The sequence below is a fragment of the Flexivirga sp. genome, from assembly GCF_035551235.1.
Lineage (GTDB): Bacteria > Actinomycetota > Actinomycetes > Actinomycetales > Dermatophilaceae > Flexivirga.
In genome coordinates this window covers 62,264-87,189 of record NZ_DASZNO010000030.1, presented here as the reverse complement: position 1 = coordinate 87,189, position 24,926 = coordinate 62,264, and the positions used below count along the sequence as shown (strand labels likewise).

General features: G+C 67.9%; 24 protein-coding genes. 7 read left to right on the top strand and 17 right to left on the bottom strand.

The features are described from left to right. Positions 1-65: 65 nt before the first annotated feature. Together VG502_RS10585 and VG502_RS10580 are read right to left on the bottom strand one after the other, a co-directional pair. Positions 66-1,025 carry a C40 family peptidase gene (locus VG502_RS10585; protein WP_325550010.1) on the bottom strand — a complete coding sequence of 320 codons (960 nt, stop codon included), beginning with the start codon at positions 1,023-1,025 and terminating at the stop codon, positions 66-68. A 684-nt stretch (positions 1,026-1,709) separates the two neighbouring features. Continuing rightward, positions 1,710-2,480: a C40 family peptidase gene (locus tag VG502_RS10580; protein ID WP_325550009.1), complete on the bottom strand. Its 771-nt coding sequence runs from the start codon at positions 2,478-2,480 to the stop codon at positions 1,710-1,712. Between the two features lie 424 nt (positions 2,481-2,904). On the opposite strand from VG502_RS10580, the gene VG502_RS10575 reads away from it, so the two are divergent. Continuing rightward, a complete protein-coding gene (locus tag VG502_RS10575; protein ID WP_325550008.1) occupies positions 2,905-4,266 on the top strand; it encodes an MATE family efflux transporter in 1,362 nt (453 codons plus the stop codon). A 194-nt stretch (positions 4,267-4,460) separates the two neighbouring features. Here the strand turns inward: VG502_RS10575 and rplI are convergent, their stop codons facing one another. The 6 genes from rplI to VG502_RS10545 all read right to left on the bottom strand — a co-directional run bounded on the left by rplI (position 4,461) and on the right by VG502_RS10545 (position 10,032). Next, on the bottom strand, positions 4,461-4,910 hold the full coding sequence (rplI, locus tag VG502_RS10570; protein WP_325550007.1) for a 50S ribosomal protein L9: 450 nt from the start codon (positions 4,908-4,910) through the stop codon (positions 4,461-4,463). Positions 4,911-4,923: 13 nt separating this feature from the next. Continuing rightward, complete coding sequence (gene rpsR / locus VG502_RS10565; protein ID WP_123272507.1) at positions 4,924-5,160, bottom strand: 30S ribosomal protein S18; 237 nt, start codon at positions 5,158-5,160, stop codon at positions 4,924-4,926. Positions 5,161-5,238: 78 nt separating this feature from the next. After that, on the bottom strand, positions 5,239-5,844 hold the full coding sequence (locus VG502_RS10560) for a single-stranded DNA-binding protein (RefSeq protein WP_325550006.1): 606 nt from the start codon (positions 5,842-5,844) through the stop codon (positions 5,239-5,241). A 29-nt stretch (positions 5,845-5,873) separates the two neighbouring features. Continuing rightward, the gene (rpsF, locus tag VG502_RS10555; protein WP_325550005.1) at positions 5,874-6,161 is read right to left on the bottom strand and encodes a 30S ribosomal protein S6; all 288 of its coding nucleotides are present in this window, start codon (positions 6,159-6,161) and stop codon (positions 5,874-5,876) included. 165 nt (positions 6,162-6,326) lie between these two features. Then, positions 6,327-7,688 carry a hypothetical protein gene (locus tag VG502_RS10550; protein ID WP_325550004.1) on the bottom strand — a complete coding sequence of 454 codons (1,362 nt, stop codon included), beginning with the start codon at positions 7,686-7,688 and terminating at the stop codon, positions 6,327-6,329. 58 nt (positions 7,689-7,746) lie between these two features. Further along, entirely contained in the window at positions 7,747-10,032 is a 2,286-nt protein-coding gene (locus VG502_RS10545; RefSeq protein WP_325550003.1) for a transglycosylase domain-containing protein, read from the bottom strand. A 155-nt stretch (positions 10,033-10,187) separates the two neighbouring features. Here VG502_RS10545 and VG502_RS10540 point away from each other — a divergent pair, with 155 nt between their 5' ends. Next, positions 10,188-10,847: a PadR family transcriptional regulator gene (locus VG502_RS10540; RefSeq protein WP_325550002.1), complete on the top strand. Its 660-nt coding sequence runs from the start codon at positions 10,188-10,190 to the stop codon at positions 10,845-10,847. Positions 10,848-10,850: 3 nt separating this feature from the next. Beyond that, positions 10,851-11,942, top strand: coding sequence for an inositol-3-phosphate synthase (locus VG502_RS10535; protein WP_325550001.1), 1,092 nt, complete (start codon positions 10,851-10,853; stop codon positions 11,940-11,942). 239 nt (positions 11,943-12,181) lie between these two features. Here VG502_RS10535 and VG502_RS10530 read toward each other — a convergent pair whose 3' ends face one another. The 4 genes from VG502_RS10530 to VG502_RS10515 form a co-directional block, all read right to left on the bottom strand. Beyond that, positions 12,182-13,051 (bottom strand): SDR family NAD(P)-dependent oxidoreductase, encoded by an 870-nt coding sequence (locus VG502_RS10530; RefSeq protein WP_325550000.1) that lies wholly within the window; start codon positions 13,049-13,051, stop codon positions 12,182-12,184. After that, entirely contained in the window at positions 13,048-13,527 is a 480-nt protein-coding gene (locus VG502_RS10525) for a hypothetical protein (RefSeq protein WP_325549999.1), read from the bottom strand. Before VG502_RS10525 ends, VG502_RS10530 begins: the two co-directional genes overlap by 4 nt. A gap of 71 nt (positions 13,528-13,598) precedes the next feature. After that, positions 13,599-14,522, bottom strand: a complete 924-nt coding sequence (locus VG502_RS10520; RefSeq protein WP_325549998.1) for a helix-turn-helix domain-containing protein — start codon at positions 14,520-14,522, stop codon at positions 13,599-13,601. A 130-nt stretch (positions 14,523-14,652) separates the two neighbouring features. Continuing rightward, a complete protein-coding gene (locus VG502_RS10515) occupies positions 14,653-15,447 on the bottom strand; it encodes an SGNH/GDSL hydrolase family protein (RefSeq protein WP_325549997.1) in 795 nt (264 codons plus the stop codon). A 203-nt stretch (positions 15,448-15,650) separates the two neighbouring features. On the opposite strand from VG502_RS10515, the gene VG502_RS10510 reads away from it, so the two are divergent. Then, complete coding sequence (locus tag VG502_RS10510; protein WP_325549996.1) at positions 15,651-16,055, top strand: RidA family protein; 405 nt, start codon at positions 15,651-15,653, stop codon at positions 16,053-16,055. Positions 16,056-16,149: 94 nt separating this feature from the next. Then, positions 16,150-17,046: an NYN domain-containing protein gene (locus tag VG502_RS10505; RefSeq protein ID WP_325549995.1), complete on the top strand. Its 897-nt coding sequence runs from the start codon at positions 16,150-16,152 to the stop codon at positions 17,044-17,046. A gap of 57 nt (positions 17,047-17,103) precedes the next feature. Here the strand turns inward: VG502_RS10505 and VG502_RS10500 are convergent, their stop codons facing one another. The 4 genes from VG502_RS10500 to VG502_RS10485 all read right to left on the bottom strand — a co-directional run bounded on the left by VG502_RS10500 (position 17,104) and on the right by VG502_RS10485 (position 20,996). Then, positions 17,104-17,781: a hypothetical protein gene (locus VG502_RS10500; protein WP_325549994.1), complete on the bottom strand. Its 678-nt coding sequence runs from the start codon at positions 17,779-17,781 to the stop codon at positions 17,104-17,106. Positions 17,782-17,971: 190 nt separating this feature from the next. Next, positions 17,972-18,829, bottom strand: a complete 858-nt coding sequence (locus tag VG502_RS10495) for an ATP-binding cassette domain-containing protein (RefSeq protein WP_414655729.1) — start codon at positions 18,827-18,829, stop codon at positions 17,972-17,974. Positions 18,830-18,954: 125 nt separating this feature from the next. Then, entirely contained in the window at positions 18,955-20,004 is a 1,050-nt protein-coding gene (locus VG502_RS10490) for an ABC transporter permease (protein ID WP_325549993.1), read from the bottom strand. Continuing rightward, a complete protein-coding gene (locus tag VG502_RS10485) occupies positions 20,004-20,996 on the bottom strand; it encodes a substrate-binding domain-containing protein (RefSeq protein WP_325549992.1) in 993 nt (330 codons plus the stop codon). Before VG502_RS10485 ends, VG502_RS10490 begins: the two co-directional genes overlap by 1 nt. A 221-nt stretch (positions 20,997-21,217) precedes the next feature. Here VG502_RS10485 and VG502_RS10480 point away from each other — a divergent pair, with 221 nt between their 5' ends. Together VG502_RS10480 and VG502_RS10475 are read left to right on the top strand one after the other, a co-directional pair. Then, complete coding sequence (locus VG502_RS10480; RefSeq protein WP_325549991.1) at positions 21,218-22,024, top strand: aminotransferase class IV; 807 nt, start codon at positions 21,218-21,220, stop codon at positions 22,022-22,024. After that, positions 22,009-24,033, top strand: coding sequence for a chorismate-binding protein (locus VG502_RS10475; RefSeq protein ID WP_325549990.1), 2,025 nt, complete (start codon positions 22,009-22,011; stop codon positions 24,031-24,033). Before VG502_RS10480 ends, VG502_RS10475 begins: the two co-directional genes overlap by 16 nt. A 146-nt stretch (positions 24,034-24,179) precedes the next feature. On the opposite strand, the gene VG502_RS10470 is transcribed toward VG502_RS10475, so the two are convergent. Further along, on the bottom strand, positions 24,180-24,854 hold the full coding sequence (locus VG502_RS10470; protein ID WP_325549989.1) for a TetR/AcrR family transcriptional regulator: 675 nt from the start codon (positions 24,852-24,854) through the stop codon (positions 24,180-24,182). Between the last annotated feature and the right edge of the window lie 72 nt (positions 24,855-24,926).

Here is a 24,926-nt window from a genome sequence, read left to right as displayed (position 1 = left end):
GGCATATGGAAGCGGCCACGGGCACTCGGTGAGTGCCCGTGGCCGCGTGGACCGGATCCGGTGAATCAGCGCAACGTGCCGTAGCCCGACGGCGTCGTCCAGATCGTCTGCTTCTTGACGACGTCACCGGGCTTCGGTGCCGCGATCATCATTCCCGGGCTCACGTAGATGCCCACGTGATACGCCGGGGAGCCGAAGAAGACCAGGTCGCCCGGCTGCGGGTTGTAGGTCCGCTTCATGTACGCCTGCTGCTGGCTGGCCGTCCGGGGGATGTAGAGACCGGCCTGCTTGTAGACGTATGACGTGAGCCCCGAGCAGTCGAAGCCCTGCGAGGGGTACGAGCCGCCCCAGACGTAGGGCACGCCCAGGTACTTCTCCGCGATCGAGACGACCGCGGACAGGCCCTGACCGCTCGACGGCGGAGGCGGCGTCGGTGCCGGCGTGCCGCACGGGAAGCCGCCCAGCGCATTCCACGTCAGCGGACCGATGATGCCGTCCGCGACGAGGCCCTTGCTGCTCTGGAACGACTTCACCCGGGAGAGCGTGGCCGCGCCGAAGACGCCGTCCACCGCGATCCCGCCCAGTTTGCTCTGGGCGCTCGACACCAGGGACCCGCTGGCGCCGTATCGCAGCACGGTGACCTGACAGGACGGTGTTGTCGGCGGTGGCGGCGTCGAGCCCGGGAAGCCACCGAGGGCGTTCCAGGTCAACGGACCGACGATGCCGTCGACAGCCAGGTGATGCGTCTGCTGGAAGGCCTTCACCTTCGCCAGCGTCCGCGTCCCGAAGATGCCGTCGACCGCCAGTCCGCCCAGCCGCTGCTGCACGGTTTTGACATAGCTGCCTGTGGATCCGTAGCGCAGGTAAACCACGGTGCTCGGCGACGCGGCGCGCACGCCGGTCGTCATTGAGCCGCTGCTCTGCCCTGACACTCCGCTCGTGCCGCTGCCGGGATCGGCATACGACGGAGCGGCCTGCACGAGGCTGGCAGCGGTGGCCGGGACGCTGAGCAGCGTTCCGGTCACCACCAACCCCTTGCGGGAGGTGATCGCCGGGGCGACCTTGGCAGACAGCCCAGGCCGTGGTTTGCGATGTCTCGGAGTAGTAATCGTGGTCATGTGACCCTCTCGGTGCTCGTCCAGTCCAGAAACGCGCGCAGGGGATGCCACGTGTGCCGTGGCATCCCCCGATGTCGCCTTACTCCTTCCCCGAAGAAGGCGGTGCACGAGCAATGACTATGCCGGGGCCCAGAAGTCTGTGAAAGGCGCGAAATGTGGGCACGGATGGGCCCAGGTGACCCCTGTGACTTGTGTGACTCAAGTGAATTGGCGGGGCTGGCGGAGCTGGTGTGTCCTAGTGTTGCAATTTCAACGATCCCGGCGGCTCGAGGGCCGCTTGTAGCACTCGCGCCGGCAAAATCGTTCGAACGACACGCCGAATCGAAACTTTTTCTCCAAAATCTCGCATTCTGAGACGGTCGGCGGGTTTCACCTCGCCCGGCTTCCGGGGCGGCTGGGGAATTCCACGCCACGGGCCTGCCGCAATCCTGCCAGACGTCCACCGGATCCGCGCGTGCGGAGCCGCATCCCGTTGTCGCACAGGCGCGTTCGCGCGCCGTACGGCGACGTCCGGCGACGTCTGGGCAGCGAGAAGCCCCGCCGGCCGCAAGGGCCGACGGGGCTCATTCGTGAGCGCGCAGAGCGCTGCGATCAGATACGGCCGTAGTAGGGGCTGCCCCAGACGCTCTGGACGCTGACCACGGTGCCGGGACGGCGCGCGGCGATCATCTTGCCGTTACCGAGGTAGATGCCGGCGTGGTATGCCGGGTTCCCCCAGAACATCAGGTCGCCCGGACGCGGGTTGGAGACACGGTAGGCAGCGGCGGCCTGCGCCGACGCCGTGCGCGGGATGCTCTTGCCGGCCTGGCGGTAGACGTACTGCGTGAAGCCCGAGCAGTCGAAGCCCGAGCGCGACGCGCCGCCGTAGACGTATGGCGTGCCACGCAGGCTCATCGCGATCGACACGATGGACGAGCTGGACGTGGGAGCCGGCGATGAGGAACCCGCCGAGTAGCCACCCAGCGCACGCCAGGTGTGGGGGCCGACGATGCCATCGACGACGAGGCGGTGTGCGCGCTGGAACGACCTGACCTTCGCGTTGGTGCGCGGGCCGAAGATGCCGTCGACCGCGAGACCGTGCAGCTTGCGCTGGACGGTCTGCACAGCGGTGCCGCGGGAGCCCCAGCGGACGGTCGGACCGACATACGCACGTGCGGCGACGTGACCAAGAGCCGGGACATGTCCGGCGGCTTGCACGGCACTTGCCTGCACCAGACCGGCGCTCGGAGCCGCCGAGGCGGTCTCCATGCTGACCAGCGGTACGACGACGGCGCCGGCAGCGGCGGCTGCAATGCCTCGGCGACCGACCTTGTTCAGAACTTTCGGCTCACGCTTCAGGTGACGCGGGGAGTACGAACCCATGAATCAAGGGACCCTTCAAAATGGACTGCAATGACAAGCGGGTTCGGGCGCCGTTGCCCCGGGATCGATCACCCCACCCACGTTGTGCACTCGACTCCCCGAAGCCGGTGGCACGGTCACTGACTATGACGCATCGGACGGCCTCCCCAAAGTCGTTCCGCAATATCTGTGGACAACCGTTCAGCAGTCTGTCCGGCGCCAGCGCCTCGCGCGCACGCGCGCGGGCCGTGATCATTCCGTAATATTCCGCGGCGTTGCGCGGTTCGACGGCCTTCGCGCGGATCCGGCACAGCGCCTCAATGCTCACGCGGAACACATCCCTGGATGAGACGCGCGTATCTCACCATCCGAGATGTGTCTTACGTTCTCGTCAACCGGAGCCTCGTCAGCGGTATGACGAACGGCGCACCGTACGCTGAAGGACGTGCCCGCCAGTCCCCCGTCGCAGCCGAGCGCCGCGCCGGCCTCGACACATCGGCAGATCCTCGCGCTGGCAGTTCCGGCCTTCCTCGCGCTCGTCGCCGAACCCCTCTTCCTGCTGGCCGATTCGGCGATCATCGGCCACCTCGGCACCGACCAGCTCGCCGGCCTCGGTGTCGCCAGCGCCGCGCTACTGACGGCCGCCAACATCTACGTCTTCCTGGCCTACGGCACGACCGCCCTGGTCGCCCGCCGACTCGGCGCGGGACAGGACTCCGCCGCGGTCGGCGCGGGCGTCGACGGCATCTGGCTGTCGCTACTCCTGGGCGCCGTCACGACCGTGGTGGTCGCGATCTTCGCCGCACCGATCTGCGACCTCTTCGGCGCCTCGCCCGCGGTCGCCGACGAAGCGACCATCTACCTGCGGATCAGCGCGTTCGGCATACCCGGAATGCTCGCGGTGCTCGCCGCCACCGGAGTGCTCCGCGGCTTCCAGGACACCCGCACGCCCCTGATCGGAGCCACCACCGGCTTCGTGGCGAACCTGCTGCTCAACCTCCTCCTCGTGTATGGCGCAGGGCTCGGCATCGCCGGCTCCGCACTCGGCACGGTGATCGCCCAATCCGGTTTGGCCGCAGGGCTTCTCGCGGTTGTGCTGCGACGCGCCCGACGACTCGGCGCGAGCCTGCGACCGCACCCCGGCCGGGTGTTGGCCGTCGCCCGGTTCGGCGTGCCGCTGCTCGTACGCACCCTGGCGCTGCGTGCCGCGATGCTGGCCAGCACCTGGGCGGCCGCCGAGCTCGGCGACGTGCCGCTCGCCGCCCACCAGGTCGCGATGACGATCTTCGGATTCCTGGCCTTCGCCCTCGACGCGCTCGCCATCGCTGCGCAGGCGATCACCGGCCGCACCCTCGGCGCACGCGACCTGGAGGGCACCCGCGCGGCGACCCGACTGATGCTCTGGTGGGGCTTCTGGATGGGCGTCGCACTCGGTGTCATCATCGCAGCGGTCCACACCGTGCTGCCGCTGCTGTTCACCGGTGACGGATCGGTGCGCGATGCGCTCTCGGTCGCGCTGCTGGTCGTCGCGCTCGGACAGCCGATCGCCGGGCTGGTCTTCGTGCTGGACGGTGTGCTGATCGGGGCCGGCGACGGGCCCGCGCTCGCCTGGCTGCAGGTGGCGGCGGTCGCGGCATACCTGCCGTTGCTCTGGCTGGTGCACGCGCACGCGGCGACGTTGCGCGCCGGCGGTCCGAGCCATGCGCTGCTGATGCTCTGGTGGGCGTTCACCGGGTTCATGCTCTTCCGGCTGATCGGTCTCGGGCTGCGCGCCCGCTCCGGCCGGTGGATGGTGACCGGCGCCTGAGGTATGGCGCGGCGTCGGCGTCCCGAAGTGCCGACCGTCGTCACAAAAGAACGCCCACCCCGCCATACCGCGTCCCGAAGTGCCGACCGTTGCCGGTTATGTACGCAACCCCCCACGATCGCGATGCCGCGCACAAGAGCCGGTCACCCCAGAGGGATGACCGGCTCTCGCGGTGTTACGTCAGACGACGTGCGTCACTTGGCGGCGACGACGTCCAGCTTGACGGTGGCCTCGACCTCCGGGTGCAGCTTGACGCTGACCTGGTGGGCGCCGAGGTTCCGGATCGGCGCCGAGACCTGAACGGTACGGCGGTCGATCGTGCCGGCACCGGACGCCTTGACGGCGTCGGCGATCTCGGCGGTGGTGACCGCTCCGAAGAGACGACCGGAGGCACCGGCGCGCGCAGGAACCTGCACGACCGCGGACTCCAGGTTGCCCTTCAGGGACTTGGCCTGCTCGAGCGACTGCACCGCACGGGTGGCCCGTGCCTTGGTGATCGCGTCGACCTGCTTCTGGCCGCCCTTGGTCCACGGCGTGGCCAGGTGGCGCGGCAGGAGGTAGTTACGGGCGTAGCCGTCCTTGACCTCGACCACGTCGCCAGGAGCGCCGAGAGTGGCGACCTCATGGGTCAGGATGATCTTCATAGCGTTACTTCTTTCAGCGAGCCGAGGACGAGTAGGGCAGCAGGGCCATCTCGCGGGCGTTCTTGACCGCGGTGGCGATCAGTCGCTGCTCCTGCACGGAGACGCCGGTGACCCGACGCGCGCGGATCTTGCCACGGTCGCTGATGAACTTGCGCAGCAACGCAACGTCCTTGTAGTCGATCGTTTCGACCTTCGCCAACTTCAGCGGGTTGGCCTTCTTCTTGGGCTTGCGAATGACGGGCTTAGCCATCGTGGTGCTCTCCTTCTTCATCGAGAGCCCGAGTCGAGACTCGGGATGGGGTGGAACGTGTTGTTGTGTGGGCCGACGTTAGAACGGCGGCTCGTCGTATGACGGGCCGGTGCTCCAACCGCCACCCTGTTGGCCGCCACCGGGCTGCGGGGCCGGCTGGCCCCCGCCCTGCTGGCCGCCCTGGCCGCCGGTCGCCCACGGGTCGGACTGCTGTCCGCCACCGAAGCCGCCCTGCTGGCCGCCGGAGTTGCCGCCGAAGCCGCCACCTTGCTGGCCGCCACCGCCGAAGCCACCCTGACCTCCGCCGCCGCCGCGCTGGGTCTTGTTGACCTTCGCGGTTGCGTAACGCAGGGACGGGCCGACCTCGTCGACGTCCAGCTCCATGGTGGTGCGCTTCTGACCGGTCTCCTTGTCGTCCCACGAACGGGACTTCAAGCGACCGGACACGATCACGCGTGCACCGCGGGTCAGCGACTCGGCGACGTTCTCGGCCGCCTCTCGCCATACCGAGCAGCGCATGAACAGCGTCTCGCCGTCCTTCCACTCATTGGTCTGCCGATCCATGAATCGCGGCGTCGACGCAACGGTGAAGTTGGCGACGGCTGCCCCGGACGGCGTGAACCGCAACTCCGGGTCCTGGGTCAGGTTGCCGATGACTGTGATGACGGTGTCGCCTGCGGCCATGTCGGAACTCCCTTGCTAGGTTGCGAGCCTCAGGCGTCCACGCGCAGCAGCTTGGTGCGCATGATCTGCTCGTTGAGTGACAGCTGGCGGTCGAGCTCCTTGGCGGTAGCCGACTCGGCGGTCATCGTCACAACGGCGTAGATGCCCTCGGACTTCTTCTTGATGTCGTATGCAAGACGGCGACGACCCCAGATCTCGGTGTTGTCGATCTTGCCGCCATCGGTGGTCACGACCTTGAGCAACTTGTCCAGCGTGGGCTGGACTGTGCGCTCGTCGAGCTCGGGGTCGATGATGATCATCAATTCGTACTGACGCATGCGTTAACCCACCTCCTTCGGTCTCAAGCGGTCACGGTGTCTCCGTGACAGGAGGGTTGCAGCGTGGCCCACACCCCGGTCGCACCACTTCCGGTGTCTCCGCGAGTATGCCGCCAACCCCCGACATACGGGGGCGGTGGCTCGGGCCGCGGCCGAGTTTATCGGTCAACCGGCGTCCGGCGTTAATCGGTCATTCGCCGGCACGGGCTCGACCTGCGCCCAGCCGTCGGTGGTCGGCGGGGCATAGGGGTCGGCCGGGTCACGGGGCAGGTCCTCCGACGTCTCCCATGACGCCCATGCGATCCCGACATACGCGATCATCCGGATCAGCAGGAAGAAGGCGTATGCCGCGCCCGGCATCGCCTTCGCGGTGTTGCTCGGGCCCGCGATGAACATCCAGGTCATCACGAAGTAGACGATCTCCGCGCCCGCCCACAGCAGGTGCTCGCGCCACCGCAGCGCGACCAGCGCCATCAGCGGCAGCACCCACAGGCAGCTCTGCACCGACATCGACTTGCCCGTGACCATCACGATCACCAGCATCGTCAGCGCGAGCGGCGCGAGCTGCGTGCGTATGGCGGGCCGGCCACTCAGGTAGAGGCCGAGCAGGAACGCGACCACCCACCCCAGCACCGCGATGATCGACGCGGACGCGGCCGGCAGCGCGTGGTGCGCAACCGTCAGCAGGTACATCGGCGAGCCGTAGCCGGGGGCCTGGTCCCACCAGCCGCGGTAGACCTCCAGCGGGTCACCGCCCATCGCGTAGGCCAGTCCGAAGCAGACGACGATCGCGCCGGCCGCACCGGCGAGGAAACGTGCGAGCGGCTCCCGGGCGCCGTCGCGCAGCGCCATCAGGACGATCGCGCCGATCAGCACCAGCGGGTAGGTCCGCGCCATCACCGCAGCGCCCAGGCACAGGCCTGCCGCGACCGGGTGCCGGCGCGCCCAGAGCGCCATACCGACGGTTGCGAGGGCGACACCCAAGACGTCGAACGACACCAGCGCCGCGGTGATCAGCACCGGGCTGAGCGCGACGTGCGCGGCCAGCCACGGGGTGTCGCGCAGCATCGACGCGGTGGCGAGGGTGGTGAGCGCGATCAGCAGCACGATGATCACGGTGCCGATCGCGAAGTAGACCTGCTGGGTGGCCAGCGCGTTGCCGCCCGGCGTCAGCTGCTTGACCAGCCAGTCCAGGATCGCGGTGAGCACCGGCTGGTTGTGCCCGGCGCCGCCGGCGCTCCACGGCGTGCCGCCCTTCGGGCCACCCGAGCCGACCGGCAGGTCGGAGTAACAGGCCCGCCACAGCGCACCCGGCGAACCCCAGCCGTCGCGCACGCAGTGGTTCTTCTGCAGCACGCCGAGCGCGATCAGCACCGATGCGAGCGCCGACAGCATCGCGGCGGCATACGTCCAGCCACGGCGGCCGACCGCCGCGAAGCGACCCGTCGGCCCGCCGATGATCTCGGTCGCGAGCGCCGCGGGCTCCTCGCCGCGGCTGGGTGAGGTCAGGCGAGTGGGCACAGGCACGAGCGCGAGCCTAACCCGCGAGCCCGTGCCGCGGGACATACCTGTATGACGTCACGCCCTACTGCGTTGGCTGCGCCGACGACGACGGCGGCCCGCCGCCACCGAGGGTCGGCGGCGGTGGGAGCGGAGTGGAACTCGGCGGCGTCGCGGTGGAGCTCGGCGGCTGCGTGGTCGTCGTGGTCGTGGACGTCGGGCTCGGTGGCGTCGACGACGAGGTCGAGGACGAGGTAGTGCTCGAGGACGAACTGCTGGAGGTGGTCGAGGTCGGCGTCGATGACGGTGTCGTGGTGCTGCTGGTGGTCGGCGGCTGGGTCGTGGTGGTGGTCACCGGCGGGACGTAGGTCTGGGTCGGCTTCGCCTCCTTGGTCTTCGGCAGCTTCGCGACCGGCTGGCCCTTCAGCGCGGCCTGCATGAAGTCACGCCAGATGGTCGCCGGTATGTCGCCGCCGTAGAAGGACGAGTTGTGGGTCGCCTTGTCGAGGCCGATCGTGCCGGCATTCTTGCCGGACCCGGCATACATGCCGACCGAGGCCGTGAGCTGGTCGGGCGTGAAACCGGTGAACCACGCCGACTTGTAGAAGCTGGATGTGCCGGTCTTGCCGGCCGCCGGCCGCTTGAGCAGCCCGGCGGTCTTGTGCGCGGTGCCGTCAGGGTCCTTCAGCGGACCCGTCATGCCGTTGACGAGATTGGCCGCGATGTCCTTGGAGATCGCCTGCTTGGAGTCGGGGTGCGCGTCGTAGCTGTAGTCGCCCTCGACGCTGCTGACCTTCTTGATGAAGTAGGGGTCGGCCTTCTTACCCTGCGCGCTGATCGTGTTGTAGGCGTTCGCCATGTCGATCACCCGCACGGCCGCGCTGCCGAGGATGTCGGTCGTCGCCGGGCGGTTCATGTCCGGCGAACTGGCCGGTATGCCGAGCTGCTGCGCCGCACCCAGCGTCTTGCCGGTGCCCAGCGCCTCGTTGAGCCGCACGAAGGCGGTGTTGGACGACACCGCGAACGCGCGCTCCAGCGTGAGCATGCCGAACTGCTCGTGGTTGTCGTTGTAGACCTTCTGCGGCTTGCCGTTGGCGCCCGTGATGTTCAGCGGTGACGCGCCGCTGAACCTGGTCTGCAGCGTCATACCGTCCTGCAACGCGGCAGCCAGACCGAACGCCTTGAAGCTCGAACCACCTTGCAGCCGTGCATCGTTCGCGGCGCTGATCTCCTTGGAGGCGTCCTCGCCGCCATACATCGCGACGACGGCGCCGTCGGGCTTCTCGGCGACCAGGCCGGTGTGCAGCGCGTCGAGTCGCGCGGTCTGGGAGGGGACGTTCTTCTCCACCGCGGCGACGGCCGCCTTCTGCGAGTTCTTGTCGATCGTGGTGGTGATGCGCAGCCCGCCGCGGTCGATGTCCTCGGGGGTCAGCTTCAGCTTCCGCTCCAGCTCGCCACGCACCGACGAGACGATGTAACCGTTCGGGCCGGACACCTGCTGGGCGTTGGGCTTGTACTTCTTGAAGGCCGGCATGTGCGCCTTGGCGCGCTGCGCCCGCGTCATCCAGCCCTCCTTGACCATGCCGTCCAGGACGTAGGTCATCCGCGCGTTGGCCCGCGCCTTGGCCGCGTCGCCGAACTGCGGGTCGTAGAGGCCGGGTGCGTTGATCACCGATGCGAGGAAGGCGCCCTGGCTGGCGTCGATCTTGTCGACGTCGACACCGAAGTACGCCTGCGATGCGGCCTGTATGCCGTAGGCACCGCGACCGAAGTAGATGTTGTTCAGGTAGGCCTGCAGGATGTCGTCCTTGGACATCTTGCGGTCGATCTTGAGCGCGATCATGATCTCGTTGACCTTGCGCTTGACCGAGCGGTCCTGGGTCAGGAAGTAGTTCTTGACGTACTGCTGGGTGATGGTCGAGCCACCCTGTTCCTGCCCGCCGGACAGCGTGCTCCAGGCCGCGCGCAGCGTGCCGCTGACCGAGACGCCGGAGTTCTTGTAGAAGTCGCGGTCCTCGGCGGCCAGGAATTCGTATCGAACCTGCTTCGGCACCTTGTCGATCGTGACGTCCTCGCGGTTGACCGTGCTGAAGCGACCCAGCTCGGTCTTGCCGTCGCTGTAATAGACGATCGACACCTGCTTGCCGGCATTGGCCTGCGGCTGCGGGATGGACGTGCGCAGATAGATGATCACCAGCGCGATCACGCCGATCAGGCCGAGGGCGACGAAACCGAGCACGGTGCGCCAGAAGACCTTGTAGGCCAGGCCGTGCTCCTTCTTACCCCGTGGGCGCCCGGGACCGCGCCTCCCCGCGGACGTCGGTGCACCGTCATCAGCGCCGGGACCGGCCCCATCCTGCTCATCTGTCACCGGTGCAGGGTAACCGGCCGCGATGTGAAGCGGGAAACCTCGGATGGCGACTCGCTCTATTTGCACGATGTATCGGTTCGATACATCGAGTGCGGTATGCTGCTTCGCACAACCACGGCAAGCACGGGATCAACCGCATTCGAAGGAGGTCGCTCATGTCACGGCGTGGCGCCATCCTCGAACTCGCGATCCTGGGATTGCTGCACGATCAGCCGCTGCACGGTTACGAGCTGCGCAAGCAGCTCTCCGGCGTGCTCGGTGCCTTTCGTGCCGTGTCGTTCGGCTCGCTCTACCCGTGCCTTCGCGGCCTGGTCGAGCGCGGCTGGATCAGTGAGCGCACCTCCGGCAACCAGGACCGGCAAGGTCCCGGCCTCGGCGGCAAGCGCGGCAAGATCACCTACGAGCTGACCGCGGAGGGCAAGGAGCAGTTCCAGACGCTCATGGCCCAGACAGGGCCGGCCTCATGGGAGGACGAGAACTTCGACGTCCACTTCGCCTTCTTCGGTCGAGCCAGCAGTGATGTGCGGTTGCGCATCCTGGAGGGTCGCCGCAGTCGGCTGGAGGAGCGTCTCGACGATTCCCGGGAGCAATCCCGCCAGCGTCGCGAGCGCACCGACAAGTACACCGCCGAACTGCACCGTCACGGTTTGGAGTCGACCGAGCGCGAAGTGCGCTGGCTCTCCGAGTTGATCGAGACGGAGCGATCGGCATATCGCACAACCAATCCCGGCACGGCGGCTTCTGCCGACCAGCCGGTCGATGGGGCGACATCGGAGCAGACCTCCGGCCCCAGCGAAGAATCCGACAAGGAGTAGGAAATGGGATCCATTCGCGTCGCCATCGTTGGCGTCGGCAACTGCGCGAGCTCACTCGTGCAGGGCGTTGAGTACTACAAGGACGCGTCGGCTGACACGACTGTCCCCGGCCTGATGCACGTGAAGTTCGGTGACTACCACGTCAACGACGTCGAGTTCGTCGCTGCGTTCGACGTCGACGCCAAGAAGGTCGGCTTCGACCTGGCCGAGGCGATCACCGCCAGCGAGAACAACACCATCAAGATCGCCGACGTACCGCCGACCGGCGTGACCGTCCAGCGCGGCACCACCCTCGACGGCATCGGCAAGTACTACGCCCAGACGATCACCGAGTCGGACGCCGAAGCGGTCGACGTGGTCCAGGCGCTCAAGGACGCCAAGGCCGACGTGCTCGTCTCCTACCTGCCCGTCGGTTCGGAGCAGGCCGACAAGTTCTACGCGCAGTGCGCGATCGACGCGAACGTCGCCTTCGTCAACGCCCTGCCGGTCTTCATCGCCTCCGACCCGGAGTGGGCCAAGAAGTTCGAGGACGCCGGTGTCCCGATCGTCGGTGACGACATCAAGAGCCAGGTCGGCGCCACCATCACGCACCGCGTCATGGCCCGCCTGTTCGAGGACCGCGGCGTCACGCTGGACCGCACCTACCAGTTGAACGTCGGCGGCAACATGGACTTCAAGAACATGCTCGAGCGCGAGCGCCTGGAGTCCAAGAAGGTCTCCAAGACCCAGGCCGTGACCTCCAACCTGAGCGGCCCGCTGGCCGGCATCAAGGACGGTCGCAACGTCCACATCGGCCCGTCGGACTACGTGCAGTGGCTCGACGACCGCAAGTGGGCCTACGTCCGCCTCGAGGGTCGCGCCTTCGGTGACGTTCCGCTGAACCTGGAGTACAAGCTCGAGGTCTGGGACTCCCCGAACTCCGCCGGCATCATCATCGACGCGATCCGCGCCGCGAAGATCGCCAAGGACCGTGGCATCGGCGGCCCGCTGCTGTCGGCTTCGTCCTACCTGATGAAGTCCCCGCCGGAGCAGCGCGAGGACAGCCTCGGCCGCGAGAAGCTCGAGGCGTTCATCGCCGGCGAAGAGACTCGCTGAGTCCATTGCTCTGACTCCTCGCAAGACTGAGGGCCAGGTTCACCGAGCGAGCTCGGGAACCTGGCCCTCAGTCTTGGTCGTCGTCTTCGCGGGCGTCCGCTCTTCGTTCGGGCCCGTTGGTCTGGCGCGTCACCCCCATGCCGAGAGGACACGGAACGTACTGAGAGGACAGGCAATTCGGGCTCTGATCGCCCGATTTGCCTGTCCTTTCGGTATTTGGGTGTCCTCTCGGCGAGAAGTCAGCTCTTGTATGCCGGGAGGGGGCGGCTCGGTTCGAAGCGACCGGCGTTGGGCTGGGGCTGCGTGCCGTCCAGGTCGGTGACGCCATACGCCACGGCCAGCTCGCCCACGTCGACCACCTGGCCACTGAAGCGCTGCGCGTCCGGGTCGGTCGCGAGCGCGACCATGACGCGCGCGGCATACCGGGGAGACTCGGTGTTGCCGGCGAGTTCCTCGGCGGGCACCTTGGCCTCCATCAGCTCGGTACGCATCCAGCCCGGCGCGACGGCGATCGCCGGAATACCTTTGGGCTGAAGGTGATACGCGAGCGCGTAGACCAGGCGGTTCTTGGCCGCCTTGCTCGACTCGTAGGGCAGCCAGGCGGGCGGTTCGGGTGTGTGCCAGGTCGAGGTGAGGATCAGCCCCTTCCCGGCCGGCGCCATCGCGAGCCTCAGCGTGAGCATCGACGTGACGAAGTCCGAGTACGCACCGCCGAGCAGCATCGCGCGGAACTGGTCCATCGGCTCGTCCCACACCTCCTCGCCACCGGGCTGGTCGTGGTGGTCGTGCCCGCCCCAGGCGTTGTTGACGAGTATGTCGATGCGGCGGTGCCGCTGCACGATGTCGCGCACGAGGTCCTCGACCTGGACGGGATCGGTGTGGTCGCAGCGGTGCCACTCACCGGACCCGCCCGCCGCCTCGACCTCCTCGATGGTGCGCTCGAGCGTCAGGTCGGCCGGCTCGGCGTGGGTCGGGGCGTCGCGGGTGCTGCGGCCGGTGCAGACGACATACGCACCGGCAGCGCCGAACTCGATCGCGCAGGCCCGGCCGAGACCACGAGATGCACCGGCCACCAACACGATTCGGCCCTCGAGTGGGCGCTCGGTCATGACGCCTCCCGCATCGCTGCCGCGACGCGTGCCGCGGTCGCCAGCACGTCGGCCTCTCGCGCCGGTGACTCGACCACATCGAGCAGGTGCGCCGGTCCCCCGTGCGCCGACGTACGCCACCAGGGGATCAGCCAGACGTGGAAGTGCTCGTATGCCGCCATGGTCGACCACTGGTAGACGCGGTCGCAGCCGAGTCCCGCGCGCATCGCAGTGAGGACCTGGCCCAGCGCGGGCACGAACGTGATGGACTCGCGAATGCCGAAGTCGGCCTCGTCCCGGACGTGCCGCCGGGCTTCCAGCACGACGGTGCCCGCTCGCGCCATACCCGCGGGTGCTGCACCGGCTCGCCAGATCCCGTCGTCGAGCAGCCAGCCACCGGGCGGTGATTCACCGCGTACCTCGTCGTTGCAGAACCAGCAGTCCCTGTCCAGGACGGCGATCGCCGGTCGGCCGGCCGTCATTCGTGTCGTGTCCATGTCAGCCAGCGTGCAGCGACCCCGGCCGCGCCGCTTGATCGAATTCGGCATCTTCGGCCCGGCCCACGCCGTCATCGGTGGCTCGACGGACCCTCACCGAACCAGTACTTCGGATCGCCGTACCCGAGATCGGTGATGCCGAAGAACCGCAACCGGTCCAGGGCGAGCAGCCGGTGATGCGCCGAGAAGGTGAGCACGTGGGCGACCATCCCGGCATACGTGACCACCTGCGGCGGCCGGGAGAAGGCGTCGACGAAGGTCTCGTCCCAGCGACGCTCAGCGTTGACGGCTGCGACGGACGAGACGAACTCCGGCGCGACGCGAGCGCACCTCTCCTGCAACGAGATTCGCGACTCGTCAACCTCGACGATGAAGTCGTATTCGCGATCAGCCATCGCGGCGAGCCACATCTCCATCTGGCCGATGAGCCGAGAAAGCAACCACCGCAACGAATCTCCGTCGATGCCGTCGATCTGCATCGGTAGTTCGGCGTCGAGTTGCGCGTCGGTCAGGCGGCTCGCGCGGTCGACCAGCTCGCCCACGAGCCAGGCATGGTGGCGGACCGACTCCTGGGTGACATCCGCTGTCGCAGAGCCGGATCGGGCGGGCAGCCGCAACCCGGCCGGCGGGTGGAAGTGCACGTCGTTGGGGCTCGGTAGCTGGAACTTGGTGGGCCGCTCGCGCCAGCGGGACGGCGGCAGTCCGTAGGCGCGTTCGAACGCGCGGGTGAACGCCGCATTGGACGTGAAGTCCGCCTCCTGCGCGACGTCCAGCAGCGTGCGGTCCGTCCGGATCATCCGGTAGGCGGCCCGTTCGAGGAGGATGCGCCGCCGGAACGCCGTCGGCGTCTCACCGGCGATCGCGGTCACGATGCGCTCGAAGTGGAACCGGGAGTAGTGCAGTTCGGCGGCGAGGTCGGCCGCCGGGGCGGTCAGCGACTGCGGGTCGGCGGCCAGCAGCGCGACGAGCCGCTCGAACGGGTCGCTCCCGGGCATTGCCTTCCTCCCTCACCTGCGCCGGCGGGTCACCGGGCGGGCGTATGGCGAGCCTAGCCCCGGAAGATCGGGACGTGGCAGCCGTTTGCGGCAGAAGGCGTGCGGCCTGCTCAGGCTCGCTCAGGCCCGCTCAGGCCTTGCCCGCGAACACCGGCAGGTATCCGTAGGCCTGACCGTCGGCGGTCGGGTGGTAGGACTCGGTGAAGTCCCAGAAGTTCACCGAGTGCAGCCAGCGGTCGCTGTCGCAGATCTCGTGACCGGTGAACGAGCCACGCACATCGCCATACGTGAATCCGGCCTTGCCCGCGGCGGTGCTGGTGATCGAGTCGAGCAGGTCGATGCCGCCGTCGATCGCCGTGCGCGACTCCTGGCTGAGGCCGACGCAGTCGTTGCTCAGGTCGTAGAACTCGGGATAGCCCAGGACGACCACGTGCGCGTTCGGAGCCTTGGACCTGATGGCGTTGTAGAGGGTGGCCAGCTTGCCGGGCAGGTTCGCCTTCGCGTCGGCCTCCGCGGCGTTGATCTCGCTGACGCACCTGTCGGTGCCGTAGACGTTGCAGTCCTCCATGATGCCGGCGAAATTCTCGTCGTTGCCACCGACCGTGATGCTGACCAGGGTCGTGCTGCTCGACAGCGCCGAGAGCTGATTGGCAATGACATCAGTGGTTTTCGCGCCCGAGCAGGCAACCGAGGTGTATGACGAAGGGCTGTGCTGCTGCGCCCACAACGCCGAATACGCATTGGGACTGCGGTCGCAGCTGCCGCTGCTGCCGATGTAGTCACCCGCCCCGACTCCCGAGGAGTAGGAGTCGCCCAACGCGACGTAGTTCTCGCCGGCGGCCTGCGCCGACAGCGCCGGGGCGAACGAGAAGGCCAGAGCGGTGGCTCCGACGCCGAGCTTGAGGGTGAGTGCAGAGCGGGACATGGAGGGCTCCTTCGCAGGGGTGGCAACGGGTGGGTGCCACCACCGGATCTTGGCCCTGTCCGCGCCGCCGTGGGGGTTTGATTCCCGCCCCGGGTAAACCTTTGCGGTTGCGATGCCGAACTCATACCGATGCGATGGAAAGTGTTTACCTTTGCCGCGAATTAGGGTGAAATCACCACGACGACTGATCTACGGTCACCGGTATGACGTCCGTAGTGCAGCTCGTGCGATCCGACCGGCTGGCGCCCGCGCCATACGCGTATGCCGCGACGGCGCCGGCCGGCAGTCGCGTGATCCACCTGGCGGGAGCGTGCCCGCTGAAACCGGACGGCACGACCGCGGCCGTCGGTGACATCGCTGGTCAGGCGCGAATCTGCCTGGAAAACTTGGAGATTGCGCTCGACGCGGCAAGCGCGCACCTGACCGATGTCATCAGCACCCGCGTGCTGGTCGCGACGCAGGACCGCGCCGAGCTCGTCGCCGCCTGGGACGTCGTCGCGGCGCATTTCGGCGCGCACGACGTGCCGAGCACGCTCGTCGGTGTCGCGGTGCTGGGCTACCGCGACCAACTGGTGGAGATCGAGGCCGTCGCAGCTGTGGCCGGGTAGGGCGGCAGCCGCACTAGGGTCGTTTCATGAGTGAGCGCAGCGAGCGACCAAGAGCTCAGGCGAATGACAGTTACCGACGCAGGAGGGAACTGTCATGAGTGATGACGCACGGGTCGCGGTGTATGTCGACTTCGACAACATGGTGATCTCCCGGTACGACGCCGTGCACGGCCCCGGTCGATGGCGCAAGGACGATGCACGCGACCACACGCCCGCCGAGGCGGACAACGAGGTATCGCGGCGACTCATCGAGGCCGAGGTCGACCTCGGCGCGATCATCGACTACGCCTCGTCCTTCGGGACCGTCGCACTCACCCGCGCGTATGCCGACTGGTCGGTGCCGGCGAACGCGGCATACAAGCGGCAGTTGATCGATCGGGCGGTCGACCTGGTGCAGCTCTTCGCGACATCGGGGACGAAGAACGGTGCCGACATACGGCTGTCGATCGACGCGGTCGACGATCTGTTCCAGCACGCCGACATCACGCATGTCGTTGTCGTGGGCGGGGATTCGGACTACATCGCGCTCGCGCAGCGCTGCAAGCGGATGGGCCGCTACGTCGTCGGCATCGGCGTCACCGGCTCGACCAGTCGTGCCCTGGTCGCAGCGTGCGACGACTTCAGCTCGTATGGCGACCTGCCCGGCGTCACCGATGTGCCCGCGCCCGGCGACGACGAACCGGAGCCCGAAGCAGCCAGCAAGCCGGTCGCCAAGAAAGCTGCGAAGAGCCGCTCCACGAAGAAGGCCACGAAGACCAAGGAACCACCTGCGACCACGTTGCTGCGCCGCGCGATCCAGATCGGCGCCGAGAAGAGCGATGACGGCTGGCAGCACTCGTCGAGCCTGAAAAGCCAGATGCAGCGGCTGGATTCGACGTTCAAGGAGAAGTCGCTCGGCTTCTCGTCATTCCGTGCGTTCGTCGAGAGCCACGACGACCTGGTCGAGACCAAGCTGCTCGACAACGGGCAGCTGGCCGTCCGGTTGCGCTGATCCGCGGACATACGTATGGCGCGGCTCCCCCGAAGTGCCGCGCCATACACCCGTCGCTCAGATGGTGAGCTCCGAGTCCCCTCCGGTCTTGAACTTCTCGGTCAGGAAGCGATGGTTGGCCAGCAGCTCGTTGCTGCCGAGCGTGGCCGCGCGATGCAGGTGCGCGGAGACCTGGGCGAGCAGCAGGTCGAGCTGCTCGATGATGAGCTGGTGGCCGGTCTTGCCGTCGAGGACCTCGGTCGTGTCGGCGGTGCCCGGTGCGAGCGCCAGGTAGGACCGCAGGGCCTGCGGTCCGAAGTCGGTCTGGATCTGCTCGAGCTCGAAGACCTGCGCGGTCGGGGCGCCGTGCTCCCGCAGGTAGGTGAGGGTGCTGACACACTCGCGATCGAGGCGCTGGGCCCGTTCCCGCACGTCAGCCGGTATGCCGGGAGCGGCGGCCAGCCCGGCGAGAGTGTCGACGGGTGCCGGTTTGGCGAGGTCCACCCGCGGCACCGGCTGCTGGGCCGGCATGGTGTGGCGCTGCTCCCAGCGCACGTCGAGGCGGTCCTGCCGCTGCGGCCGGCACTGCTGCCGGCGCGCCTTCGTCGAGCGCCCATGGCGGGACATCCCGGTGCCGAGGAAGACGGTCAGCAGCACCATCGGGAGGACCAGCCAGTGGCCGATGACGCCGACCAGTGCCCAGCCTGCCGGGATCAGCAGCCACCATTGAGACCGGTGCAGCCGGATCGGTGTCATTGCGCTCGCCCTTCTGAAGTGTCCTCCGCGATGACACTCACAGTAGGTCGGCGCCCGCGCGTGCGCCCGTGCCGAATGTCACGACTCCGCCGTGACAGGCGTCGCCGCCGAGTCGCACAGCAAACGCCGAGTCGCACATCTGTAGATGTGCGACTCGGCGTTTGGTGTGCGACTCGGTGAAGGGCAGGTGTCAGTCCGCGTCGCGCATCTCGTGCGCCAGCTCGACCAGCTCGTCGCCGCCGGCCATCTGCTCGGTTAGCTGTTCTACGGTGATCTCGTCACGCGGCGCGTCGAGCGACATCTCGCCGAGCTTCAGGATCACGAAGTGGTCGCCGACCAGGAACGCGTGATGCGGGTTGTGCGTGATGAAGACGACGCCAAGGCCCGAATTCGCAGCACGCGCAACGTATTTGAGCACGACGCCGGACTGCTTCACGCCGAGCGCTGCGGTCGGCTCGTCCAGGATCAGCACCTTCGCGCCGAAGTAGATGGCCCGGGCGATCGCCACACACTGCCGCTGCCCGCCGCTGAGCGAACCCACCGGGCGGTCGACGTCCGGCAGGTCGATGCCCATCTTGGCGAGCTCTTCCCGGGTGATCCGCTTCATCGTCGCGGAGTCGAGCAGTTTGAGCGGACCCTTGCGGATCTCGTGGGCGAGGAAGAAGTTGCGCCATACCGACATCAGCGGCGCGAGCGCCAGGTCCTGGTAGACCGTCGCGATGCCCGCGTCGACCGCCTCGCGCGGACTGCCGAACTTGCGCGGCTTCCCGCTGACCAGCATGGTGCCGGCCGTGTGCTCGTGCAGCCCGGCCATGATCTTGATCAGCGTCGACTTGCCGGCGCCGTTGTCGCCGAGCACGCAGGTGACCTCGCCGGCGCGTACCTCCAGGTCGATGCCGGACAGCGCGCGCACGGTGCCGTAGGTCTTGCCGACACCCTCGAGGCGTATGACAGGAGACGTCTCGTTGGCGTCCGCGGTCTCGATCGGATCCGGGGTCTCGATACGCTCGTCCCTCGCTACCCTTCGAGACGCCCGCTCGTCCCTCACGGGCTCCGCAGGGCGCGATGCTGCTCGACCCGCTTGGTTGTCCGCGCTCATCTCTTCTGTCGCGCCTCTTCCCTCGCCTGCGCGCCTCGCTCCTTCGTCGCTCGTGTGCTCGGCTCGGTCGGCGCTCATCGGCGTTCCGCCTGTCGTCGTACCCACATGTTGATCAGCGTCGCGAGGACCAGCATGATCCCGAGGAAGGTCTTCAGCCAGTCGACGTTCCAGCCGGCATACGTGATGCCCAGGTTGGTCATGCCGTAGATCAGCGCACCGATCGAGGCGCCGATGACCGAGCCGAAGCCGCCGGTCAGCAGGCAACCTCCGACGACCGCCGCGATGATGTAGATGAACTCGTTGCCGACGCCCTGATTGGACTGCACCGTCTCGAAATTGAGCAGTGTGTGCATACCCAGCAGCCACGCGCAGAAGCCGACGAAGAGAAACAGCCCGATCTTGGTGCGCACCACCGGGACACCGCTCGCGCGGGCAGCCTCGGCGTCACCGCCGGACGCGAAGATCCAGTTGCCGGCACGGGTGCGTGTCAGCACGACCGCCGCGATCACGGTCAGCGCGACCCAGAAGAGCACCGAGATGTTGATCGTGATGCCCTCGAACGAGTCCGACTTGAAGAACGTGTGACTCGACGCGAAAACCGCGTGGGCGGAGTCGAATCCGGCCATGTCGTCGATCTTCGGCGAAGTGACGTTGTTGTCGATCAGCCGCGGCACCGCGAGGTTCGCGCCCTGCAGCACGAAGTAGGTGCCGAGGGTGACCAGGAAGCTCGGCAACCGTGTGCGATGGAGCAGCCACCCGTTGGCGAAGCCGACCGCGAGCGAGATCGCCAGCGCGAGCAGGATGCCGACCCAGACGTTGAAGTTGAACTCCCAGGCGAGCATCGACGCCGCGAGCGCCGAACTGGTCACGGCGACGCCTGCGGACAGGTCGAACTCCCCGCCGATCATCAACAGTGCCACCGGAACTGCCATGATGCCGATCGCGGACGACTGGTAGAGGATCGTGCCGACGTTGGCCAGCCCGCGGAAGGCCGGCGCGACCGACAGGAACAGCACGCAGATCGCGACCGCGCCGATCAGCGCACCGACCTCGGGCTTGCCGAGCAGCACCGCGATCGGCGACTTCGGCGCCGTCCGCGTGTCAGTGGTGGCGAGGCTGGACATCAGCGCGTGCCCTTCGCGGCGTATTCGGCGATCTTGTCGACGTTGCTCTTGTCGACGAACGCCGGCCCGGTCAGCGTGGGCTTGCCGCCGCCGACCGTGTCACCGTTGTTGCGGTAGAGCCAGAGGGCGTCGATCGCGAGGTAGCCCTGCAGCCACGGCTGCTGGTCGACCGCGAACTGCACGCTGCCGGACTGGATCCCCTTGACGATGCCGGCGTTGGTGTCGAACGTGCCGACCTTCGCCTTCGACCCGGTGCTCGAGACGGCCTTCACGGCATTCAGTGCCACGTCGCCCTGCAGCGCCATGACCCAGTCGATCTTCTTGTCCTCCTGCAGTTTCGCGGTGATCGTCGAGCGAACCGACGGCAGGTCGGCACCGTTGACGTAGACGATCTGGGTGCTCGGCACCATCTCCTTGACGCCGTTGCAGCGGTCGTTCAGGCCGACATTGCCCTGCTCGTGGATGATGCAGATCGGGTGCTTGGCGCCGTCCTGCTTCAGTCGCTTGCCGGCCGCCTCCCCGGCGACCTTCTCGTCCTGGCCGAAGAAGCCGATCAGCCCCATCGGACCCATCTGGTCGGTGCCGGAGTTGAGGCCGTCGACGGGTATGCCGGCCGCCTCGGCGTTCTTGACCGCACCCTTGAGCGCGGAGGGCTTGGCCAGCGTGACGGCGATGCCGCCGACCTTCTTGTCGACCGCGGCCTGCACCAGGCTGGCCTGCTTGGCGGCATCCGGGTCGGAGTAGTACTGCAGCTTGATGTTGTCCTTGTCCGCGGCCGCCTGGGCGCCCTTGCGGACCATGTCCCAGAAGGTGTCGCCCGGCGCGGAGTGGGTGATCAGGGCGGCGGTGAACCGTGGGGTGTTGGCGTGTCCGCCCGCGCCGTTCTGCTGCTCGGTCGCCTTCTTGCCGCCGGTGCTGCTGCACCCGGTCAGCGCCAGCGCACCGATGACCGCCACCGCGGCCAGTCGCGCCTGCGTACCGTTCGTCCTCACGAGTCCTCGCCTTTCGTGCTTCCGGATGACTCACCGGCATGTATCGATTTGATATATCGCCTTGATACTAGCTGGCCGTGCCCGTCCCGCGTGAGTATGCCGAAAAGGCCACGTCATACCGCGGTGCCGCGGCGGCGTGCCCGATCGGAGCGCTCGATACGCCTCCCCCGCTGCGCTCCTCCGGCTACTCGACGCGCTTTGGGGTGTGCTACCCATCAGGCATGACATCCGCAGCGCCGCGACCGGACTGCCGGCTTCTGACCGACAGTGCCGTGGTGGATCTGGCCCGCGCGGGGACGACCGTGCTCGACTCTTGGCACCTGTATGACGGCGCCGGCGTCGCGGTCGACCGGCATCGCGACCGGTTCACTGCGCACGTGCGGGCGGTCTTCGATGTCCGCGAGGAGGAGTCGGCTGCGGCATACGACCATGCACTCGCGCACCTTCCCGTCGAGGGGTCGTGGTTCCCGGCGTTCGTCTGGACCGCTGCGGGCCTCCGACTGCTCGTGCGCCCGTTTCCCGTGGAACAACTCCGGCGGACGACGACCCTCCTGCTCCGACCGACGTTGGATGCGCGAAAACGCCCTGATATCAAGGGATTCGACTACCTGTCGCAGACCTACGCACTCCGGGATGCCATAGACGCCGGGTATGACGATCAGGTCCTGGCCACCTCCGACGGGCCGCTGAGCGAGACCGTCTTCGCGACGCTGGTCCTCGCCCGCGGCGGCGAGCTGATCGTGCCGGACGCGCCGCGACTGGACAGTGTCACCCTGTCGGTGCTGCGGGAACGGGCCGGCCGGCCGGTCCGAGCCGCCACCGTGACCGCATCTCATCTGCTCACCGCGCCGGCCGTCTTCACCCTGTCCGCGCTGCATGGTGTGCGGGTCGTGGAGCGGGTGAATGATGCGTCATACGAACCGAATCCGGCGCTGCGGGACCACCTGCAGGCCGCGCTGGAGGGCGCGCGGCAGCCGGTCGCCGACCTGCTGCCGGAGGGGAGCAGCCTGCCGTGCGGATCCTGCTGATCGACAATCACGACAGCTTCACGCACAACCTGCTGCAGCTGTTGCGCGACGTACCCGGCGCGACCACCGTGGTGGTCCGCAACGACGCCCCGCTGCCGCTCGGCTGGACGTCACGCTTCGACGCGGTCGTGATCTCGCCGGGTCCGGGGCATCCCGGCGTGCCGGCCGACGTCGGGTCCTCGCGCGAGGTCCTCGAGCACAGTGAGCTGCCGGTGCTCGGCGTCTGTCTCGGGCACCAACTCCTCGCCCTCCTGCACGGGTGCGAGGTCGGCCCTTCCGACCACCCGATACATGGCGAGTCCTCGGTCATCACGCACGGTGGGGACCCGCTGTTCGACGGCATACCAACCGAATTCAGCGCTGTTCGCTATCACAGCCTCGCGGTGCGCTCGGTCAATGACCCGATCGTGCCGTTGGCCCATGCCGCCGACGGCACGCTCATGGCACTGCGTGTCTCGGCCCGGCCGCGCTGGGGCGTGCAGTTCCACCCCGAGTCGATCGAGAGCGACTTCGGCGCCACCCTGATCGGGAACTTCCTGCGGCTCGCGGCCGCCGCCGATGACCTGGCCGGGCCACCGGTGCCGACCCGGCAGCGGTCGGTGCGACTCACCCGTTCGCTGTCGGTGGACGAGGTGCTGGACCGGTGCGAGGCGGAGCCGACCGTCGTGCTCGACGGCATCGCCACGGCCGATGGGTCGCCGTGCACGGTGATCGGCTGGGACGACCCGCGTCGGGCGCACCGCCTCGTCGGCAACTGCGCGGAGGGCGCCGAGGTCGTGAGCGGCAGCACCGCCACCAGGCTCCCGACCGGCATCCTGGACACCGTCCAGCGACGGCTCGCGGCCGCGCGGCCGGTGCTGCAACGTCTCGGCGACGACCCCGGTATGACGCTCGGGTATGCCGGCTACGTCGGCTACGAACTGGGCATCGAGCTGCTCGGACTGGCCGAACCCCACTTGCGGGCCGCCGATGACTGGCCGGACGCCTGGTGGTTGCTGGTGTCGCGTGCCGTCGTCATCGACCACGAGAATCGTTGCTACGTGGTCGGACTCGACGATCCTGACGATGCGGCATCGATCCGCGCACTGGATGACTGGACCGCCGGCCTTGTCGGTGCCCTGGAGCACGGGACCGCCGCCGACAGCGCCGCACCGGACACGCGCCGCGGTCCGATGCCGGCGATCGAACACGGCACCGGACAGGACGACTACCTGGCTCTGATCTCCGACTGCCGGTCGGCGATCGCACGCGGGGAGTCCTACGAGCTGTGCCTCACCCACCGGATCCACGGCACCTTCACCGGCGACCCGCTACCGCTCTTCCGGGCGCTGCGCGCCGAGGGCCGGGTGCCGCGCGCGGCATACCTGCGCCTCGATCAGGAACGGACCGTCGTCTCCGGGTCGCCCGAGCTGTTCCTCCGGGTGGACGCCGACGGGCATGCCATCAGTGCGCCGATCAAGGGCACACGCCCGGCGACCGGCGACACCGAGCGTGACGCCGCGAGCGCCACGGAGCTGGCGACGTCACGCAAGGACCGCGCCGAGAACCTGATGATCGTCGATCTGGTCCGCAACGACTTCAACCGGGTCGCCATACCGGGCAGCACGAAAGTGACTAAGCTGTATGGCGTTCGGGCGTTCCCCACCGTCATACAGCTCGTGAGCACGATCGAGTGCGACCTGCCGCCCGGTGCGGATGCGATGGATCTGGTGCGAGTGGCGTTCCCACCCGGGTCGATGACCGGCGCACCCAAGGAGCGCTCGGTGGAGATCCTCGGCCGGCTCGAGCCGGAGCGGCGTGGCGTCTATTCGGGGTCGATCGGTCTGCTCGGCATCGACGGCACGGCCACGTTGAGCGTCGCGATCCGCACGGTGCAGCTGACCGGTGACCGGTTCGTGCTCGGCGTGGGTGGCGCGATCACGCAGCTGTCCGACCCCGAGGCCGAGTGGCAGGAGACGCTCGACAAGGCCCAGTCGGTCCTGCAGGCGATGGCCGCCTGCACCGAGTGAGGTTGACGGCGCCTACGTCAGCCGGTGACGGGCAATACCAACCGGACCGAACGAGCAGCGGACGCCCGAGGAGACGACGACCGAATCAGGTGACGGCGCGAGCGAGCGTGCGAGCCGCGTCGTCACGTGATTCGCGAGGAGTCGAGTCAAGAATGATTCGGCGCGCCGAAGCGCAGGCCGTCGTAGATCAGGTCGACGACGGCGAGTGAGGTCTCCTGACCCTCCGGGGTGGACGAGGCCAGACACACGCCACCGAGGGCACGGGTGAGCTCCATCGCGGTGGCGTCGGGGCGCACGACGCCGGCCTCGATCGCGGGCTGCAGCACGCGTTCGGCCGACGCGCGCATCCGGTTGCGCGCGGACTCGAACGTCTCCGGATTGCCCTGCATCATCGAGCGGAGCAGGTTGATCAGGCCCATCTTGACCGCGTAGTAGCCGACGAAACCGCGCATCCACTCGTGCAGCGCCTCGCCCGGACCCAGCTCCTTGGGCAGATCGTAGGAGCGCTGCTCCAGGCCGGCGACCTGATCGCCGTAGACCGCGAGCACGAGGTCACAGCGCGTCGGGAAGTGCCGGTAGAGCGTGCCGATGCCGACCCCCGCGCGCTTGGCGATCTCGTCCAGCGGGGTGTCGACGTCCTCGGTGAATGCCGTGGTCGCGACATCGACGAGTTTCTGCCGGTTGCGTGCCGCGTCAGCGCGCAGGGGCTTGCTGCATACGTCGGCGGACGACGAATCCTGTGGCTTCGCAGCGCTTTTCGCGTTGTCCTGCACAGCCTTCGCCGGGCGCTTCGACGTCGTTGCCGAGCCGCTTGTGGCCATCGTTCTCACACCTCATGAGGTTGTCCGGTTGCAAAACCGGAGGAACCCTCCGTATAGTTCTAAACGGAGAAC

Coding starts and splice junctions, on each gene's coding strand:
- VG502_RS10580 (WP_325550009.1), bottom strand. CDS start 2,480: ATGGGTTCGTACTCCCCGCGTCACCTGAAGCGTGAGCCGAAAGTTCTG.
- rplI (WP_325550007.1), bottom strand. CDS start 4,910: ATGAAGATCATCCTGACCCATGAGGTCGCCACTCTCGGCGCTCCTGGC.
- rpsR (WP_123272507.1), bottom strand. CDS start 5,160: ATGGCTAAGCCCGTCATTCGCAAGCCCAAGAAGAAGGCCAACCCGCTG.
- VG502_RS10560 (WP_325550006.1), bottom strand. CDS start 5,844: ATGGCCGCAGGCGACACCGTCATCACAGTCATCGGCAACCTGACCCAG.
- rpsF (WP_325550005.1), bottom strand. CDS start 6,161: ATGCGTCAGTACGAATTGATGATCATCATCGACCCCGAGCTCGACGAG.
- VG502_RS10540 (WP_325550002.1), top strand. CDS start 10,188: ATGTCACGGCGTGGCGCCATCCTCGAACTCGCGATCCTGGGATTGCTG.
- VG502_RS10535 (WP_325550001.1), top strand. CDS start 10,851: ATGGGATCCATTCGCGTCGCCATCGTTGGCGTCGGCAACTGCGCGAGC.
- VG502_RS10530 (WP_325550000.1), bottom strand. CDS start 13,051: ATGACCGAGCGCCCACTCGAGGGCCGAATCGTGTTGGTGGCCGGTGCA.
- VG502_RS10525 (WP_325549999.1), bottom strand. CDS start 13,527: ATGGACACGACACGAATGACGGCCGGCCGACCGGCGATCGCCGTCCTG.
- VG502_RS10520 (WP_325549998.1), bottom strand. CDS start 14,522: ATGCCCGGGAGCGACCCGTTCGAGCGGCTCGTCGCGCTGCTGGCCGCC.
- VG502_RS10515 (WP_325549997.1), bottom strand. CDS start 15,447: ATGTCCCGCTCTGCACTCACCCTCAAGCTCGGCGTCGGAGCCACCGCT.
- VG502_RS10510 (WP_325549996.1), top strand. CDS start 15,651: ATGACGTCCGTAGTGCAGCTCGTGCGATCCGACCGGCTGGCGCCCGCG.
- VG502_RS10505 (WP_325549995.1), top strand. CDS start 16,150: ATGAGTGATGACGCACGGGTCGCGGTGTATGTCGACTTCGACAACATG.
- VG502_RS10500 (WP_325549994.1), bottom strand. CDS start 17,781: ATGACACCGATCCGGCTGCACCGGTCTCAATGGTGGCTGCTGATCCCG.
- VG502_RS10490 (WP_325549993.1), bottom strand. CDS start 20,004: ATGTCCAGCCTCGCCACCACTGACACGCGGACGGCGCCGAAGTCGCCG.
- VG502_RS10480 (WP_325549991.1), top strand. CDS start 21,218: ATGACATCCGCAGCGCCGCGACCGGACTGCCGGCTTCTGACCGACAGT.
- VG502_RS10470 (WP_325549989.1), bottom strand. CDS start 24,854: ATGGCCACAAGCGGCTCGGCAACGACGTCGAAGCGCCCGGCGAAGGCT.